Source organism: Furfurilactobacillus rossiae DSM 15814, assembly GCF_000428925.1.
In the GTDB taxonomy this organism is placed as follows: domain Bacteria; phylum Bacillota; class Bacilli; order Lactobacillales; family Lactobacillaceae; genus Furfurilactobacillus; species Furfurilactobacillus rossiae.
The window spans coordinates 1-17,552 of the sequence record NZ_AUAW01000007.1 but is presented as its reverse complement, the minus strand read 5'-3'; the positions used below and the strand labels follow the sequence as shown (position 1 = coordinate 17,552).

Below are 17,552 nucleotides of genomic sequence, written 5' to 3'. Positions count from 1 at the left end.
GTTGCAATCATCATACCACATTCGGGGCATAAAAAGGGGACTCGTAGATTTATAATTCGTTTGCAATGACCTGACCGTTAACGGCACAACCCTTTAGAATAAAAAACGTCGATGCCCGGATATCCAAGCGTCGACGCCTTAAATGTTTCAAAGAATGTTAATTACAAACCAGTTTCCTTAAAGCCGTTTTCACGAACTTCTTTTAAGGTTGCTGCGGATTTGCGCATCTTGTCCATTTCACTGTCAGACAAAGGTACTTCCACAACGTGGTCTAAACCTTCACCGTTAATAACGGCTGGGGTACCAATAAAGGTATCAGTCAAACCGTATTGGCCATCTAGTGCTGCACCAACAGGTAAGATAGCATTTTCATCACGTAAGATGGCACGTGAGATTCGCATCAAAGCAGTGGCAACACCGTAGAAAGTGGCGCCCTTGCGGTTGATGATTTCGTAAGCCTTGTTACGAGTTTCGTCTTCGATTTTTTCAAGTTCTTCACGAGAAACGCCTTGGTCTTTAGCAATCATTGATAATGGCTTACCAGCGATTGTAGCTTCGTCCAAGTTAGCAAATTCAGAGTCACCATGTTCACCCATGATAAAGGCGCTGACGTCACGTGCGTCAACGTTAAACTTCTTACCCAAAGCAACACGTAAACGAGATGTATCCAAAGAAGTACCTGAACCGATGACACGGCTCTTGTCGAAACCGGAGAACTTCCAAGTAGCATAAGTCAAAATGTCGACAGGGTTTGCAGCAACTAAGAAGATGCCCTTGAAACCTGAGTCAACGATTGGCTTAACGATGGTTGATAAAATCTTGAGGTTCTTGTTAACCAGGTCCAAACGTGTCTCGCCTGGTTTTTGTGGTGCGCCAGCTGTGATAACAACTAGGTCGGCATCCTTAGCATCGCTATATTCACCAGAGTAGATCTTCTTTGGTGAAACCCAAGCGAGTGCATCTTCAAGATCGAGTGCGTCCCCTTCAGTGTGGTCTTTAAGGATATCAACAATGACAAATTCTTCTGCGAGTCCTTGTTGTGCCATGGCAAATGCGTAACTAGAACCAACAGCGCCATCGCCGACTAGTACAACTTTTTGATGATTTGCAGCCAAAATAATCATCCCTTCACTTAATAAATTTTTATTTGAAACCACTGTCATTATATCATAGGGGACTTTGTGAAATACAGGATTAAGTCGTTTGTCATGAGGTTCTAATGAGTGTGGTACGACAACGTTTGTGCTATAATTGACGCCTAGATAAGAGTAGGGCGTTCGCCGCACAAGGCAGGCGCTAATGGCAGCTAACCAATTCGCAAAAGTGGCTGGTAGATCACGTGATTGTGATTTACCAGCACTTTTGCATGTTTTCAAACGTTGGTTAAGTTTACAAATAAATTGAGGTTATCAAATAATGAAAATGATTGTTGGTTTGGGAAATATTGGGCCGCAGTATGACCGTACGCGACACAATGTTGGTTTTATGGTAATCGACCATGTCGCGGAAGAATATGGTGTGACGTTCAAACGTGCTAAACAAGAAGCGCTGATCGGTAGCACTTTGATTAGTGGTGAAAAGGTCCTACTGGTAAAACCGACGACATACATGAATGATTCAGGGCGTGCGGTCCGTCCGTTAATGGACTACTACGACATTCCGTTGGAAGATGTCATGATTGTCCATGATGATATGGATTTACCGATTGGCAAAATTCGTTTGCGCCAAAAAGGATCTGCGGGTGGACACAATGGCATCAAGAGCATCATTGCTTACCTTGGCACCCAGGCATTTAAACGAGTACGTGTCGGCATCGATCACCCAACGCGAATGAGCGTCGTTGACTATGTACTTGGACGCTTCACTGCTACTCAAACGATTGGTATTCGTAGTGGTATGGACGAAGCTCAAGCAGCAATTGAGAAGTGGGTTGAAGGAACAAAGTTTGACGAAGTAATGAACGAATTTAATTAATTTATCGAGTACTACTAGAAAGGTTATTTATGGAAATTCAGGATTTTATGCGCCGTGCGCCCGAATATCAGCAAATTGTTGCCGCGACCAACATGGGACGACAATTAGTAACTGGTATTAACGGCTCAGCGCGGACACTGCTGATGGCGACCATGTTCATGGACCAGCAACAGACACAACTAATGGTGACAGACACGGCATTTCATGCTGGTCAGCTTGTGAATGATTTGCAAAATTTATTGCCGGACAACCAGGTTTTTAATTTTCCTGCAGAAGAAATGTTGGCTACAGAAATTGCGACCAGTTCACCAGAATCACGGGCTGAACGTGTGCAGGCACTGCATGCGTTGCAATCTGATCAACCGGTTATGGTAGTAACGGATCTAGCTGGACTACGCCGTTTCTTACCACAACCTGCTGATTTTAAGCAGGCCAGTTTGGTAATCGAAACCGGCAAAAACTATGACATGGCTAACTTGCAAACGCAGTTACACCAAATGGGTTACGGTCATGAGCAATTAGTGGCACGACCTGGTGATTATGCGATTCGTGGTTCGATTATGGATATTTACCCGTTGGACGCGGATTATCCGGTGCGGATTGATTTCTTTGATACTGAAGTGGATTCTTTGCGGACGTTTGATCCAGAAAACCAACGTAGTATTGATACGATTGATAACGTGACGGTTTTGCCGGCAACTGAATTCTTGGTAAGTGATGCGCAATTAGCTGCTGGTAAGAAAGCATTGCAAAAGCAAGTTAACAAACAGGCCGAATCGTTGACTGGCGAAGATAAGAAAGCTTTGCTAGCTCATTTTAGTGTGCTACTAGCTGATGATGCGACCCCGAGTGCCACGCCTGAATTAGGCTTGTACGCAAATTTATTCTACGATCAAACTGCTGGGCTAATGGATTACTTGCCCAAAGATGCACTAGTATTGGTTGATGACTATGGTCGTTTACTAGACACTGATCGACGTATCGATGAGGATGAGGCCAACTGGATCACCGACCGTTTGCGAACGCACGAAATGTTACCTGACCAAGACTTGAGTTTAGATTTCCGAACCGTAATGCGGGAGGTTAAACGGCCACAAGTCTTCTTCTCACTGTTCCAGAAGGGGATGGGCAATGTTCGTTTCAACAAGCTGACTAATTTTGTCAGCCGTGAAATGCAAAAGTTTTTCGGTCAGCTGCCCGTGTTAAAGGGCGAAGTTGAACGTTGGCAAAAGCAGAAGCAGACGGTTGTCATTATGGTCAACAATGAGGATCGGATCAGCAAGGTCAACGATACGCTTCACGACTTTGGTATTTCCGCTTCGTTGGATAAGGCAACTAACTTGACACCGGAAAGTGTTCAGGTCGTGCCTGCTACATTGCAAAGTGGGTTTGAATTGCCAAGTGCTAACTTGGTGGTCATTACGGAAACTGAAATGTTTGCCAAGGTGACCAAAAAACGTGCGCGTCGGCAGACTTTAGCTAACGCTGAGCGGTTGCGCAGTTACACGGAATTGAAGCCTGGTGACTACGTGGTTCACGTCAACCACGGAATTGGTCGTTTTGAGGGCATGCAGACCATGGAAGTGGATGGTGTGCACCAGGATTACATTACGATTGATTATCAAAACAATGCGAAGATATTTATTCCGGTCACCCAGTTAAATCTGATTCAGAAATATGTTTCATCTGAAGACAAAACTCCCCGCATCAATAAACTTGGCGGAACCGAGTGGGCCAAGACTAAAAGCAGTGTGGCTCGCAAGATTGAGGACATTGCTGATGAACTGGTGGATCTTTACGCCGCTCGTGAAGCGCAAAAAGGCCATGCTTTCCCGAAGGACGATGCCTATCAAGAGGAGTTTGAAGCGGCCTTCCCTTATGTGGAAACACCGGACCAGCTTAGAAGTACGGATGAAATTAAGCATGATATGGAACGTAACAAGCCAATGGATCGTCTGTTAGTTGGGGATGTTGGTTTTGGTAAAACGGAGGTTGCACTCCGGGCTGCGTTTAAAGCCATTGAAGATGGACGTCAGGTAGCCTTTTTGGTACCAACCACCATTTTGGCTCAGCAGCATTACGATACCATGGTGTCACGATTTGAAGGTTTTCCGATTAAAATTGGCATTCTGTCACGGTTTGATACGCCAAGCCAGATGCGGGCAACCTTGGCTGAGTTAAAAGCCGGCGATATTGATATCGTTGTCGGGACGCACCGTTTGTTATCAAAAGACGTTGAATTCAAGGATCTTGGCTTATTACTAGTCGATGAAGAGCAGCGCTTTGGGGTCAAACATAAGGAACGAATCAAGCAAATGCGTTCTTCAGTGGACGTCTTGACACTGACGGCCACACCAATTCCACGAACTCTGAATATGTCAATGATTGGTGTGCGAGACTTATCAGTTATCGAAACACCGCCAGCCAATCGTTACCCGATCCAAACGTACGTGATGGAATCTAGTCCGGCTGCGTTGCAGGATGGCATTGCCCGTGAAATGGCTCGTGGTGGTCAGGTGTTTTATCTGCATAATCGTGTTGACGACATCGAGCGGGTGGTTGAACAAATTCGCCAGCTGGTGCCCGAAGCGCGGGTCGCTTATATTCATGGTAAGATGAGTGAAAACCAGCTGGAAAGTGTGCTCTACGACTTCATTCGTGGTGAATATGATGTGCTGGTAACGACAACAATCATCGAAACTGGTGTGGATATTCCTAACGTTAATACGTTGTTTGTGGAAAACGCCGACAGAATGGGCTTATCTCAACTTTATCAGTTGCGTGGTCGGATTGGTCGGAGTAATCGTGTGGCATATGCGTATTTCACTTATCAACCGAATAAGGTACTGACAGAAGAAAGTGAAAAACGGCTTGAGGCGATTCGAGATTTCACTGAGTTAGGTTCTGGATTTAAGATTGCCATGCGGGATCTTTCGATTCGTGGTGCCGGTAATTTACTTGGTCAGCAGCAACATGGGTTTATTGACTCCGTCGGTTATGATCTGTACACCCAGATGTTGTCGCAGGCAGTTGCTAAGAAGCGCGGTAAAGAAGTGAAGGTTCGTTCTGATACCGAGATCGAACTAGGTGTTGAGGCTTACTTGCCAGCAACTTACATTGAAGATCAACGTCAGAAAATTGAAATTTACAAACGAATTCGTGAATTGGAAAATGAAGACCAGTACGTGGAAGTTGATGAAGATTTGATCGATCGGTTTGGTGATTACCCAACCGAGGTTGCCAATCTCTTAGCTATCGGGCACCTTAAGATGGTGGCTGATCAAGCTCTAATTAGTAAAATTCGGCGTGTGGATGACAACATCAATGTGACTTTGTCCAAACAAGGGTCTGTGTTGTTCAATGGTGAAGATATCTTTAAGGCGTTGGCTAGCACTAAATTACGGGCGACAGTCAGTGATGAAGATGGTAAGATGATGGTCAAACTTGTGATTCAACCGAAAATGACCGAAGCTCAGTGGTTAGCATCTTTGTCCGCATTTGTCAGTGCTCTGGCGGATAGGGCAGAAGAATTAGCTACTACGGCATCAAAGGCTGAACGAAAGGAGTAACCATGCGCAAGCAAGCAGCCACATCGTCGCACCCTAAACGGCATCGGCAATCACGCGGTCTGGTAAACGGCGCTTTACTGTTATCTTTTGCTGCGCTGATTGCAAAGGTGTTGAGTGCATTTTACCGGATTCCGTTGCAAAACCTGGTCGGCAATACTGGTTTTTATGTCTACCAGCAAGTGTACCCACTTTATGGAATCGCGATGACGTTTGCCCTGAGTGGGTTACCGGTATTTATTTCAAAGCTCATTGCCGAAATCGATGAGGTGGCGGTTCGTCGTCAGGTTGCCAAACGGGTTTTGAGTATTTTAGCTGTCTTTAGTGGTTGTTTGTTTGGACTCCTATTCTTCGGTGCTCCCGTAATTGCGACTGCGATGGGTGATCGAGGGTTAATTCCGTTGATTCAAGTAGTGTCGGGAATGGCTTTATTTATGCCAGGTTTAGCGGTGGGACGTGGCTTCGCACAGGGACTTTTCGACATGAGGCCGACAGCGATCTCTCAGGTCGTTGAACAAGTGCTACGGGTTGCCATTATTATTGTAGTTGCCTGGTTAGCCGCTTCTCAGCATTGGATTGTGTATCGCATGGGTGCTTGGGCAATGAGTGGTGCACTGTTTGGTGCAGTTGCGGCATTGATCGTGTTTGTGCCATTTTATCAACAATTATTTGGCCAGCAGGATCAGGCTGTCCTATCAAAAGACTATGATTGGTTAGTTTTGGCTCGCAGATTATTGCGTGAAGGCGGCACAATCTGCTTGTTTGCAGCAGTCGTCTTGTTACTTCAGTTGGTTGATTCATTCACGGTCAAACGTGGTTTGGTTAGCGCGGGGATGACGCAGGCTGGGGCCAAATCACTTAAGGGTGTGTACGACAGGGCTCAGCCATTGATTCAATTGGGGCTGGTCGTGGCAACCAGCTTTTCTGCCACATTGTTGCCAACCTTGAGTGCGGCACTTAATGGGCGACGTGAAAAAGCGGTACAAACAACGTTGACGACGTTGATTCATGTCAGTGTAGCGTTGTCGGTAACGGCAACTGCGGGGTTGATAGTGTTAATGCCAATGATCAACTTGGTGTTGTTTGGCAGTATGACCGGCAGTATGGCGCTTGCCATTTATTGTTTAAGTATTGTTTTTGCAAGTCTAATCAGCACGTATAATAGTATTTTGCAAAGTATGAACCAGTATCGGCTGTCATTAACGGCCTTATTAGCTGGAGTGCTGGCTAAAGCACTATTTAACTATCAGGCGGTTGTTTCGTTTGGTATCAATGGTGCCAGTTGGATGACAGTCATTAGTTTGTTTGTCATGCTGGTGGTGATCTGGCTTGGCAGTCCAGCAGAAATGCGTGAAGCATTAACAGGCGGTCGATTTGTCCGCAAACTAGGTTTGGCAACCATGGTAATGGCTGTTATCACCGGTTTTATTGCCAATCAACTGCAGGTGTCGTTGGGACCAGGCCGAATAGCCGCCATTTTGGTTACTCTAGTTGGTGTTATCGTTGGTGTCATAACTTTTGTCGGCATGGCTTTGTGGACCCGGCTCTTCTCGACGCGTGAGTGGCTGACACTACCGGGTGGCAAACGGTTATTGAAAATCATGGTGCAGTTTGAAAATAATTAATTCTTGTGAGAGATAAAAATAAATTGAAATAAAGAAAAGTGAGGAACTAACGATGCGGTTAGATAAATTTTTGAAAATTTCCCGAATCATCAAACGGCGTCCAGTAGCAAAAGAAATTGCCGATAAGGGACGAATTACGATTAACGGTAACCAAGCAAAGTCATCCAGTAACGTGAATGTTAATGATGAACTGGTGATTGCATTTGGTAACAAAACATTAACGGTAAAAGTAGAACAATTACTAGAAACAACAAAAAAAGAGGACGCAGAAAAAATGTACAAGATTGTGTCTGAAACTTATGCCAAGGATTACCGCACTCAGGAGTAGGGCCGCCGCTTGCATAACGAAAGTACGTTCGTATTAAGAAGGACTTAAACCCTTGATGTGTAACGGAATTGTCATTTACATTCAATTTTTCCGTTGCTATACTTTAAACAGTTGCTTAGAAAAAAGTGAATCTGTGACAAGGTGGCCAAAAAACGATGGAAAACGGACAATCTGTTCATCAATTAAATAACGATTATGTTAAACGGTTACGTGAGAGCGAACGTCAACATAATCAGCAACAACATGATTTGTCCCACCGTCGTCGGCGACGTGCTTTAAGAATCATCGCAGTGTTTGCTGTGATTGCTGTGCTTAGTTTTTGGGCATATGAAAAAAATGTCGCTAATCTTAACCAGATTAATGCGGAAAATGCCAAGACAAGCCGCCAACTCAAAACAGCAACTGAAAAAAATGGTCAACTTAACCAACAGGTAAAACAATTGCATAACGATACTTATCTAACACAATTGATTCGTGATAAGTATCTTTATTCGAAGAATGGTGAGATTGTTTACAATCTACCGAAGAATTCCAAATAGTTATTTGTTGAATAACAGCCGCAGTGACTTTGTCCGCGACTGTTTTATGTTACAATCATGGTAATTTTACGATATGCATCATACTAATGCAGGAGGATATATTTTTTTATGGCAGTGGAAGTCGGTAACAAGGTTTCTGGCAAGGTAACAGGTATCACGAACTTTGGTGCGTTTGTCGATTTAGGCGAACATCAAAGTGGTTTAGTTCACATCAGCCAGATTTCGAATGAGTACATCAAAGATATTCATGATGTTCTGAATGTCGGCGATGAAGTAACGGTAAAGGTGTTATCGATGGAAAAGGGAAAAATTGCCCTTTCCATGAAAGCTGCTGAAGACCGTCCTGCAACAACTCAATCTCATGGCGAACATGGTCGTGGTGGGAATCATGAACATCACGAAAGCCATGAGGGGCACGAGTTTCATAACGGTGGTCACGACAACCACAGCAATAATCGTGGACGCAATGAGCACGGTAATAGTCGCGGAGGTAACCGAAGCCATCAACCTGATAACAGCTTTGATGGCATGATGGCTAGCTTCCTAAAAGATAGTGAGCAGCGACTTGCGACTCTTAAACACAATACTGAAGGAAAGCGTGGCGGCCGTGGTGGTCGTCGCAGCTAATAATTTAGAGCGAGTCACTTGTGATAAAGGCCATTTGGTTGATTGACGTTAAATGTCAAAATCACAGGGACTTGTTTTGATGTAAATGATCCCATTCCCAAATCCGGGAACGGGATCATTTTTATTATTTAGTGAAAAAACTTGACCGGTATGTTGATCAAGTGGGAATGTTGGTTAAGTAACTGTTTACTGAATGGAAATTTTGCTGACCGGTCAAAAAGGAGTCAATCGATGGATCGAGTTTTACAGCAGTTTTTGACTGCGAACCAGACACATCATTTGTGGCAATCAGATGATACAGTGGTCGTTGCTGTATCCACAGGTGTAGATTCAATGACATTACTGGACCTTTTTTTAAACTTGCCAACTTTGCAACGACCTGCCGTGGTTGTCGCCCATGTGAATCATCAACTACGACAGCAAAGTGATGTGGAAGAAACCTTTTTAAGGGATTATTGCAACCAGCTCAATTTACCCCTGGTCGTTGCCCACTGGCTGCCAAAGGATCATCCGAAGGTGGGTATTGAAGCTGCGGCTCGCCGTTTTCGCTACCATTTTTTTGAACAGGTGATGACAGAGCATCGTGCGACGTTGCTGGCAACGGCACATCAAGAAGATGAAATGGCAGAAACTGGGCTTATGCGACTCGTTGAAGGTCGTAGCATGATGGAACCGTTAGGGATTGCTTGGAAACGTTCATTTGGCAAGGGCGACCTGATTCGACCATTACTTGGCATTAGTAAGGCATCCATTCGCGATTATGCGCGTCGACAAGACCTGCAGACGTTTGAAGACGAAACAAATACGCAGCTGACAACCAAAAGAAATCGGTTTCGCCATCAAATCCTACCGTTGTTAGCGTCGGAAAATCCATCGTTCAAACACGATTTTGCAAATAATTTGAATGATCAAGCCGCTGTTAATACATATTTGCAACAGCAAGCCTCATTAGCACTTGTCGGTATTGACCATTCTGTTGATGCTTTATTACGGCACCCGATGCCGACTCTGTTGCTACTACGTCAGGCGTTTTCGGAACGAGTAACTGATGCGCTGATTGCGCCAATCGAATTAGCTGCCTGGCACAACGCCGTTAATGCGCTAATGTCTGCTAAGTCTGAGTTTAACGTTGACTTGGGATCAGGTTGGCAACTGTGTAGACGGTATGATGAATTCACTTTTAAACGATCCGATAATAATCGACAAAAAAACGCGTCCCGGCAACAACCAGTACGGGAAACTATGGTAACATTGAACAAATGGACGGCTGTGACAGGGACGTGTCAAGTGGGACTGTTTGACGCAAGACAAGTAGTCACCATGCAACCCAATTTTCTGAGCGTACATTTGCATGTTGACGCAAGTGAATTACCATTGCTGATTCGACAGGCTAAAGCCACGGATCAGTTGGCATTGAAAGACGGTCAACATCAATCAGTTAGACGAGTATTGATCAACCAAAAAGTGCCATTGGAGGAGCGTTCACATCAGTTGATTGTGACGACAGTCAACAATGAGCCATTATGGTTAGTTGGTCGTCGCGTAGCTGTCACGAAGCCGGACCATCAGTTAGTCGAAATTTGCGTGAGATTGAGGCAAGGAGTGGAACATGAATAACGACATTGAAAAAACGCTCTATAGTGCGGCAGAAATTAAGGCTGCCGCACACCGATTAGGGATGCAGTTGACAGAGGATTACCGGGACAAACGGCCCATTTTGATTTCAGTTCTTAAGGGCGCTATTCTCTGGACGGTCGACGTGATGAAGGAAATGGACATTATGGCAGAGGTAGATTTCATTGATGTGTCCAGTTATCACGGCGGTCTGGCTTCAACTGGTGAGATTCAGCTCATTCATGATTTAAGTGCGGATGTCGCGGGCCGTAACGTTATTATCATGGAAGATATTATTGACACCGGGCGCACGCTTAAGTTCTTGATCGATTTGCTGAATGAACGTCACGCTAAGGACATCAAAGTATGTACTTTACTGGACAAACCAGAAGGGCGTGTCGTTGAGGCAAAAGCTGACTATGTCGGTTTCCAACTGCCGAAAGAATTTGTGGTCGGTTATGGGCTGGACTATAAAGAATTTTATCGGAATTTACCGTACGTCGGTGTTCTTAAACCGGAAGTCTACGAGAACGATAATTAATAGTTATAAGGAATAGTGTGTTAACCGAAATGACCGTGGAACTGAGAGTCAGCGAGAGCGTTCTCAAGAAACTTTGGGAAAAGCGAAAATAAGCGTTAATTTTGTTTGGTCAAGATAGGTCAATTGTGCTATGATATGATTCATCAACGGGGATAAACCCGTTCAGTTCAGTTTTCTGGACAAAAAATACTGAATTATGCTGTCAGGAGGCACTGTATGAACTCACGCCGAAACGGACCAGTCCGCAACAGCCTGTTCTGGATCGTGATCTTCTTGTCATTTATGGGAATCTTGTATTTCTTCTTTGGCAATAGTTCCGGATCACAGACTCAGAATATTCGCTCTAGTGAATTTGTTCGTAATTTAAAGGATAACAAAATTAAGAACTTTCAGGTGCAACCTGCTGGTGGTGTTTACAAGATTACCGGTGAGTATCGGAAAGCTCAAAAAGTTTCCAATAACAGTAATTCAGCACTTGGACTAGGTAACAATCAATCCAGTAAGGCAAAGAGCTTTACCAGTTCTATTCTTGAAAATAACGCAAGTGTAAAACAGGTAACGGATGCCGCTGCTAAACATAACGTAAAGATGGACACTAAGGCAGAAGAATCTAGTGGTTTTTGGATTAATCTGATTAGTTTAATCTTACCGATTGTCTTGATTGGTTTCTTCTTCTACATGATGATGGGTCAGGCAGGCCAAGGCGGTGCTGGTGGTCGTGGCGGTGTCACGAGCTTCGGAAAGTCCCGTGCTAAACCTGCAGATCCTAAGAGCAACACCGTTCGTTTTAGTGATGTTGCCGGCGAAGAAGAAGAGAAACAAGAATTGGTCGAAGTTGTTGAATTCTTGAAGGATCCTCATAAGTTCACCACGCTGGGTGCTCATATTCCAGCGGGTGTGTTACTTGAGGGCCCGCCTGGTACTGGTAAAACATTGTTAGCGAAGGCCGTCGCCGGTGAAGCTGGCGTACCATTCTTCTCTATGTCTGGTTCAGACTTCGTTGAAATGTTTGTCGGTGTTGGTGCCAGTCGTGTTCGTGACCTGTTTGATCAGGCCAAAAAGAGCGCACCATCGATTATCTTTATTGATGAAATTGATGCCGTTGGGCGTCAACGTGGCACCGGCATGGGCGGTGGTCATGATGAACGTGAACAAACATTGAACCAATTGTTGGTTGAAATGGATGGATTCACCGGTAACGAAGGTGTTATCGTCATGGCAGCCACTAACCGTTCTGACGTTTTGGACCCAGCTTTGTTACGTCCGGGTCGTTTCGACCGGAAGATCCTGGTTGGTCGTCCTGACGTTAAAGGTCGTGAAGCAATTCTGAAGGTTCACTCAAAAGGCAAGCCTTTGGCAGCTAATGTGGATCTAAAAGAAATTGCGAAACAGACGCCAGGGTTTGTTGGTGCAGATTTGGCTAACTTACTAAATGAAGCTGCTTTGTTAGCAGCTCGTCGTGGTAAGACTCAAATCGATGCGGCTGATTTAGATGAGGCTGAAGATCGAGTTATTGCTGGGCCGGCTAAACATGACCGGGTTATCTCTGACCAAGAGCGTCGAACCGTTGCTTTCCATGAAGCTGGTCATACAATCGTTGGGTTGGTACTCAATGATGCACGGGTGGTTCATAAAGTAACGATTGTTCCTCGTGGGCGCGCTGGTGGTTATGCCATCATGTTGCCACGTGAAGATCAAATGTTGATGAGTAAAAAGGATGCTAACGAACAGATTGCCGGTTTAATGGGTGGTCGTGCCGCTGAACAAATCATCTTTAACTCAGAATCATCTGGTGCTTCAAACGACTTTGAACAAGCAACCCAGATTGCCCGTTCAATGGTTACTCAGTACGGGATGAGTGACAAATTGGGGATGGTCGCTCTTGAAGGCGAAAACCAAGCTGCGATGGCTCAATATGGTCAACAGCCAAATTATTCACAAGAAACGGCTTCACTGATTGATGAAGAAGTTCGCCGTTTGACTACAGAAGGTTACACGGAAGCTGTTAACATCATTCAGAGTCATCGTGAACAGCACAAGCTGATTGCGGAAGCCTTGTTGAAGTATGAAACGTTGGATGAAAAGCAAATCCTTAGTTTGTTCAAGACAGGTAAAATGCCTGAGACGCAGCCTGCAGATGAAAATCCGCAAGCGGCAACATTTGAACAGGCCAAGAGTGCCTTGCAACAACGTGAACAGGAACGTGCGGCAGAACACGAAGTGTCAACTTCAGACTCTGCTCAACCTGATCAATCTGCAAGTGAAAGTGCAAACAGCCAAGCTAATAGTGCTGCAAGTGCGGATCACAATGATGATTCTTCAGACTCCAACCAGTTATAATAATGAAGCACATTATCGGAAATTAGGTTGTTTTCGATAATGTGCTTTTTGTTTTTAGAAAATGGAAGACTGGCGTTTGACTAACGTTTTTAGCGTAATTGCGGTATACTAACTTTCAGAATTTTTTCAAGGAGTAAACTATGGCTAACTATTTAGTTAAAAGTATTATTGACGACGGTAATTTTCGTGCTTATGCCGTCAATTCAACCAATGTTGTTGCGGAAGCACAGCAGCGACACGACACGCGGAGTGCATCTTCGGCAGCTCTAGGGCGCACATTAACAGCAACATTATTGCTCTCCACTTCGTTGATGAAGGGGCAGGAAAGCATGACTGTCAAGGTTCAGGGAGATGGACCAGCAAAGGGGATTGTGGTTGATGCAGATGCCAATGGCCACGTTAAGGGCTACATTGTAAATCCCCGTGTTCACTTACCATTAAATGATAAGGGACATATTGATGTTGGTGCCGCTGTTGGTAAGAACGGTGCGTTGTCGGTTACCAAAAACTTGGGTTTGGATAAACCATACACTGGTCAAGTTGCTTTGGTCAGCGGTGAAATAGGCGATGACTTCACATATTACTTAGCACAATCTGAACAGATTCCATCAGCGGTTGGTGTGTCCGTCTTTGTTGAGAAGGACAATAGCATCGGGGTTGCCGGCGGATTCATGATTCAGGTGTTGCCAGGTGCGTCTGATAAAGCGATTTCAGAGCTTGAAGCAAGTCTAAAGGACTTACCTCAAGTGTCACAGTTACTCCGTGACGGCAAAACGCCGGAAGACATCTTAAATGATCTGTTTGGCAAGGAGCGGGTCAAAGTTTTGGAACGTGTACCCGTCAGTTTTCAATGTGATTGTTCAAAGGATAAATTTGCCAAAGACCTGGCCAGTTTACCAGACAAGGACCTTAAAGATATGATCACTGAAGATCACGGTGCTGAAGCAGTTTGCCGTTTTTGTGGTAACAAATATCAGTTTAGTGAACAGGAACTACAAACGATTTTAAGCGAAAAGAACGCTTAACGGAGGAAAACGATGAAGTGGAAAATTGGCGATATTGAGATTCCGAATCAAATTGTGGTGGCACCGATGGCAGGTGTGACTAATTCGGCGTTTCGACTTATCTGTAAAGAATTCGGTGCTGGACTCGTCGTTTGCGAGATGATTTCTGACCGCGGCATTATGTATAAGAATAAGAAAACCCTATCCATGATGAAGGTTGAAGAGGCCGAACACCCGATGAGTATTCAAATTTTTGGTGGCACTAAGGAAACATTGGTCCAAGCAGCAGAATATGTTGATCAACACACTGAAGCAGACATCATTGACATCAACATGGGGTGTCCAGTTAACAAGGTGGTCAAAACGGATGCTGGTGCTCGTTGGCTGCTTGACCCTAACAAGGTGTATGAAATGGTCTCGTACGTGACTGATGCGGTTAAAAAGCCAGTTACCGTTAAAATGCGGACAGGCTGGGATCCTGATCATATTTATGCGGTGGAGAATGCCTTAGCAGCTGAACGTGGTGGTGCTTCGGCTTTGGCCATGCATGGCCGAACACGGTATCAGTTCTATGAAGGTCACTCAGATTGGAATGTCCTTCATGAAGTGGCCAAGGAGATTCATATTCCATTTATGGGGAATGGTGATATTCAAACACCTCAAGACGCCAAGAAGATGATTGAAGAGGTTGGCGCAGATGCAGCAATGGTTGGCCGCGCTGCAGAAGGTAATCCATGGGTATTGGGTCAAATGGCGCACTATCTTGAAACTGGCGAAATCTTGCCAGAACCAACGCCAGCCGAAAAAGTGGCGACTGCCAAAGAACATTTGCAGCGGCTGGTCGATCTAAAGGGTGAACATGTTGGCCCCCGCGAGTTCAGAGGACAGGCGACATACTATCTGAAGGGCATTTCTCACTCGGCGCGAACTAAGGTAGCATTGAATAATGCTGACACGCAGGAAGAAATGAATGACATTTTCGATCGTTTTTTGGATAAGCTAGCAGTACGGGATGCCCGTGAAAGTTCACAAATTGCCGGTAGCTAAAGGTTATTTAGTGTAGAATGGTGTTTGTGAGAAATTGACAGAAGTGAGGGATTAATTTGGCAAAGCAAGAAGCAAGCATGAATGACCAGATGAAGGTTCGTCGTGAAAAACTACAAGAATTGCGCGACGAAGGCATTGAACCATTTGGGCATCGTTTTGATCGGACACATTTAGCTCAACAGTTGCATGATCAGTTTGGCGAGGAAGACAAAGAAACGTTGGAGTCTCAAGCTAACGTAGTGACTATTGCTGGGCGAATGGTATCTAAGCGAGGTAAAGGTAAAGTTGGTTTTGCGGATTTAAAGGATCGTACGGGCAAAATCCAAATTTACGTTCGTAAAGATGTGATTGGCGAAGACATGTACCATGTTTTCAAACGTTCCGATATTGGTGACTTTATTGGCGTTAAAGGTGATGTCATCAAAACGGATATGGGCGAATTGACGGTTCGTGCACAGGAAGTTACCTTCTTGAGTAAGTCGTTACGGCCATTGCCGGATAAATTCCACGGTTTAACGAATCAAGAACAGATTTACCGTCAACGTTATTTGGATTTGATTGCCAACGATGACAGCTTTGCTCGCTTCCAAAAGCGGACAAAGATTATTACTGCCATTCGCCACTATTTAGATGGCTTAGACTTCCAAGAAGTTGAAACACCAGTGTTACACAATATTGCTGGTGGTGCGGCTGCTCGTCCGTTTGTCACGCACCATAATGCGTTAAATATTGAATTGTACTTACGGATTGCTTTGGAACTGCATTTAAAGCGCCTTATTGTCGGTGGTATGGAACGTGTCTACGAAATTGGCCGTGTTTTCCGTAATGAAGGTATCGATACGCGTCATAATCCTGAGTTTACAATGTTGGAGTCATATGTTGCTTACTGGGACTTTCATGATGTCATGGACGAAACAGAGGGCATTTTTAAGGCGGCTGCACATGCAGTAACCCCTGACGCTGTTGTGACTTACCAGGATCAAACGCTTGATTTGAATAAGCCTTTTAAACGTGTTCACATGGTAGATGCCATTAAAGAAGTGACAGGCATTGATTTCTGGAAGCCAATGTCACTTGATGAAGCAAAGGCGTTGGCCGATAAAAACGGCATTCACTATGAGAAGTTCTGGACTGTTGGTCATATCATTAACCAGTTCTTTGAAGACAAAGTCCAAGACACGTTAGTTCAACCAACGTTTATTTATGGACACCCAGTGGAAATTTCACCATTGGCAAAGAAGAATCCAGATGATCCACGGTTTACGGATCGTTTTGAACTGTACATCATGGGGAACGAGTTTGCGAATGCGTTCTCTGAATTAAATGATCCAATTGACCAGCGTGAACGTTTCGAGCAACAAGCTAAGGAACGGGATGCTGGGGATGACGAAGCTCAATTGATCGACGAAGATTTCGTCGAGGCCTTAGAGTACGGCATGCCACCAACCGGCGGTCTAGGTATCGGTGTCGATCGTTTGGTTATGTTATTAACAGATGCACCGTCGATTCGTGATGTTCTGTTGTTCCCAACGATGCGCGCTGAGGATAATAGTGAGAATGAATAGTCTTAGTCATCTACATGATCTTCTGTATTTGTGAGCAGCTAAGTCTATAGATGAACGATGAGCTAAAAAGTGATGATCGCATTTATTGTGATCGTCACTTTTTTTGTAGGAAAACATAGCGGTGTAGTGGTAAGATGTTAAATGCGGTTTAAGCTATCTAGTTTTTCAACAGGATCGAATCACAGGCGGTTTTGTGGTCTATCCGTTTGAGGCAAATGGTGTATTCGAATGCTTTTATGATTTTAAATGAGAAAAAAATGATAATTGATGTTTGTGCTTGACGATAAAAGCTGAAACTGATAATCTAGATAACGTTGTCAAAAGAGATCACTCAAATGTGAGTCGCAAAATGGCAGCTATACCAATTTAAAAAATGTCAATAATTAATTCAAATTAATCGTTGACAACAAAGAGTTAAATTGATATGATTACTAAGTCGTCTGATATGTACCAATTACATGAGATGATGTAGATCTTTGAAAACTGAACAACGTTTCGACGAATCAAATGTGTAGGGTCTTTGAACGAAAGTTCGAAGCAATTACAATTGTGAAGTCAATTCACTTTATAACCAAGTAACAACAAAACAAGAGCTATTTCAAATAACTCATTAATTTGAGAGTTTGATCCTGGCTCAGGATGAACGCTGGCGGCGTGCCTAATACATGCAAGTCGAACGCACTTCGGTTTTTGATTGACGGTGCTTGCACCAGATTGACGAGACATTGAAGTGAGTGGCGAACGGGTGAGTAACACGTGGGTAACCTGCCCTAAAGTGGGGG

At 44.4% G+C, this 17,552-nt stretch carries 13 protein-coding genes and 1 rRNA gene; 13 read left to right on the top strand and 1 reads right to left on the bottom strand.

Features of this window, described 5'->3' with window-relative positions; all coding sequences use genetic code 11:
• Positions 1 to 161: 161 nt before the first annotated feature.
• Positions 162 to 1,124, bottom strand: a complete 963-nt coding sequence (locus G400_RS0105905; protein WP_017260491.1) for an L-lactate dehydrogenase — start codon at positions 1,122 to 1,124, stop codon at positions 162 to 164.
• 292 nt (positions 1,125 to 1,416) lie between these two features.
• Here G400_RS0105905 and pth point away from each other — a divergent pair, with 292 nt between their 5' ends.
• The 13 genes from pth to G400_RS0105840 form a co-directional block, all read left to right on the top strand.
• Positions 1,417 to 1,974: an aminoacyl-tRNA hydrolase gene (pth, locus tag G400_RS0105900; protein WP_017260490.1), complete on the top strand. Its 558-nt coding sequence runs from the start codon at positions 1,417 to 1,419 to the stop codon at positions 1,972 to 1,974.
• A gap of 29 nt (positions 1,975 to 2,003) precedes the next feature.
• Entirely contained in the window at positions 2,004 to 5,543 is a 3,540-nt protein-coding gene (gene mfd, locus G400_RS0105895) for a transcription-repair coupling factor (RefSeq protein WP_017260489.1), read from the top strand.
• 2 nt (positions 5,544 to 5,545) lie between these two features.
• A complete protein-coding gene (locus tag G400_RS0105890) occupies positions 5,546 to 7,165 on the top strand; it encodes a putative polysaccharide biosynthesis protein (protein WP_017260488.1) in 1,620 nt (539 codons plus the stop codon).
• 52 nt (positions 7,166 to 7,217) lie between these two features.
• Positions 7,218 to 7,493, top strand: a complete 276-nt coding sequence (locus G400_RS0105885; protein ID WP_017260487.1) for an RNA-binding S4 domain-containing protein — start codon at positions 7,218 to 7,220, stop codon at positions 7,491 to 7,493.
• A 155-nt stretch (positions 7,494 to 7,648) separates the two neighbouring features.
• Entirely contained in the window at positions 7,649 to 8,032 is a 384-nt protein-coding gene (locus G400_RS0105880; RefSeq protein WP_017260486.1) for an FtsB family cell division protein, read from the top strand.
• A gap of 108 nt (positions 8,033 to 8,140) precedes the next feature.
• Entirely contained in the window at positions 8,141 to 8,659 is a 519-nt protein-coding gene (locus tag G400_RS0105875) for a S1 domain-containing RNA-binding protein (protein ID WP_017260485.1), read from the top strand.
• Positions 8,660 to 8,890: 231 nt separating this feature from the next.
• Positions 8,891 to 10,276 carry a tRNA lysidine(34) synthetase TilS gene (tilS, locus tag G400_RS14600; protein ID WP_017260484.1) on the top strand — a complete coding sequence of 462 codons (1,386 nt, stop codon included), beginning with the start codon at positions 8,891 to 8,893 and terminating at the stop codon, positions 10,274 to 10,276.
• Positions 10,269 to 10,814: a hypoxanthine phosphoribosyltransferase gene (gene hpt / locus G400_RS0105865; protein ID WP_017260483.1), complete on the top strand. Its 546-nt coding sequence runs from the start codon at positions 10,269 to 10,271 to the stop codon at positions 10,812 to 10,814. The genes tilS and hpt overlap by 8 nt, the downstream gene beginning before the upstream one ends.
• 216 nt (positions 10,815 to 11,030) lie before the next feature.
• Complete coding sequence (gene ftsH, locus G400_RS0105860; RefSeq protein WP_017260482.1) at positions 11,031 to 13,154, top strand: ATP-dependent zinc metalloprotease FtsH; 2,124 nt, start codon at positions 11,031 to 11,033, stop codon at positions 13,152 to 13,154.
• A 140-nt stretch (positions 13,155 to 13,294) separates the two neighbouring features.
• Positions 13,295 to 14,179, top strand: coding sequence for an Hsp33 family molecular chaperone HslO (hslO, locus tag G400_RS0105855; protein WP_017260481.1), 885 nt, complete (start codon positions 13,295 to 13,297; stop codon positions 14,177 to 14,179).
• 12 nt (positions 14,180 to 14,191) lie between these two features.
• Positions 14,192 to 15,205: a tRNA dihydrouridine synthase DusB gene (gene dusB, locus G400_RS0105850; protein ID WP_017260480.1), complete on the top strand. Its 1,014-nt coding sequence runs from the start codon at positions 14,192 to 14,194 to the stop codon at positions 15,203 to 15,205.
• Between the two features lie 77 nt (positions 15,206 to 15,282).
• Positions 15,283 to 16,770: a lysine--tRNA ligase gene (gene lysS / locus G400_RS0105845; protein ID WP_178914918.1), complete on the top strand. Its 1,488-nt coding sequence runs from the start codon at positions 15,283 to 15,285 to the stop codon at positions 16,768 to 16,770.
• A 611-nt stretch (positions 16,771 to 17,381) separates the two neighbouring features.
• Positions 17,382 to 17,552: ribosomal RNA gene (locus tag G400_RS0105840) — 16S ribosomal RNA — on the top strand; the annotation flags it as partial.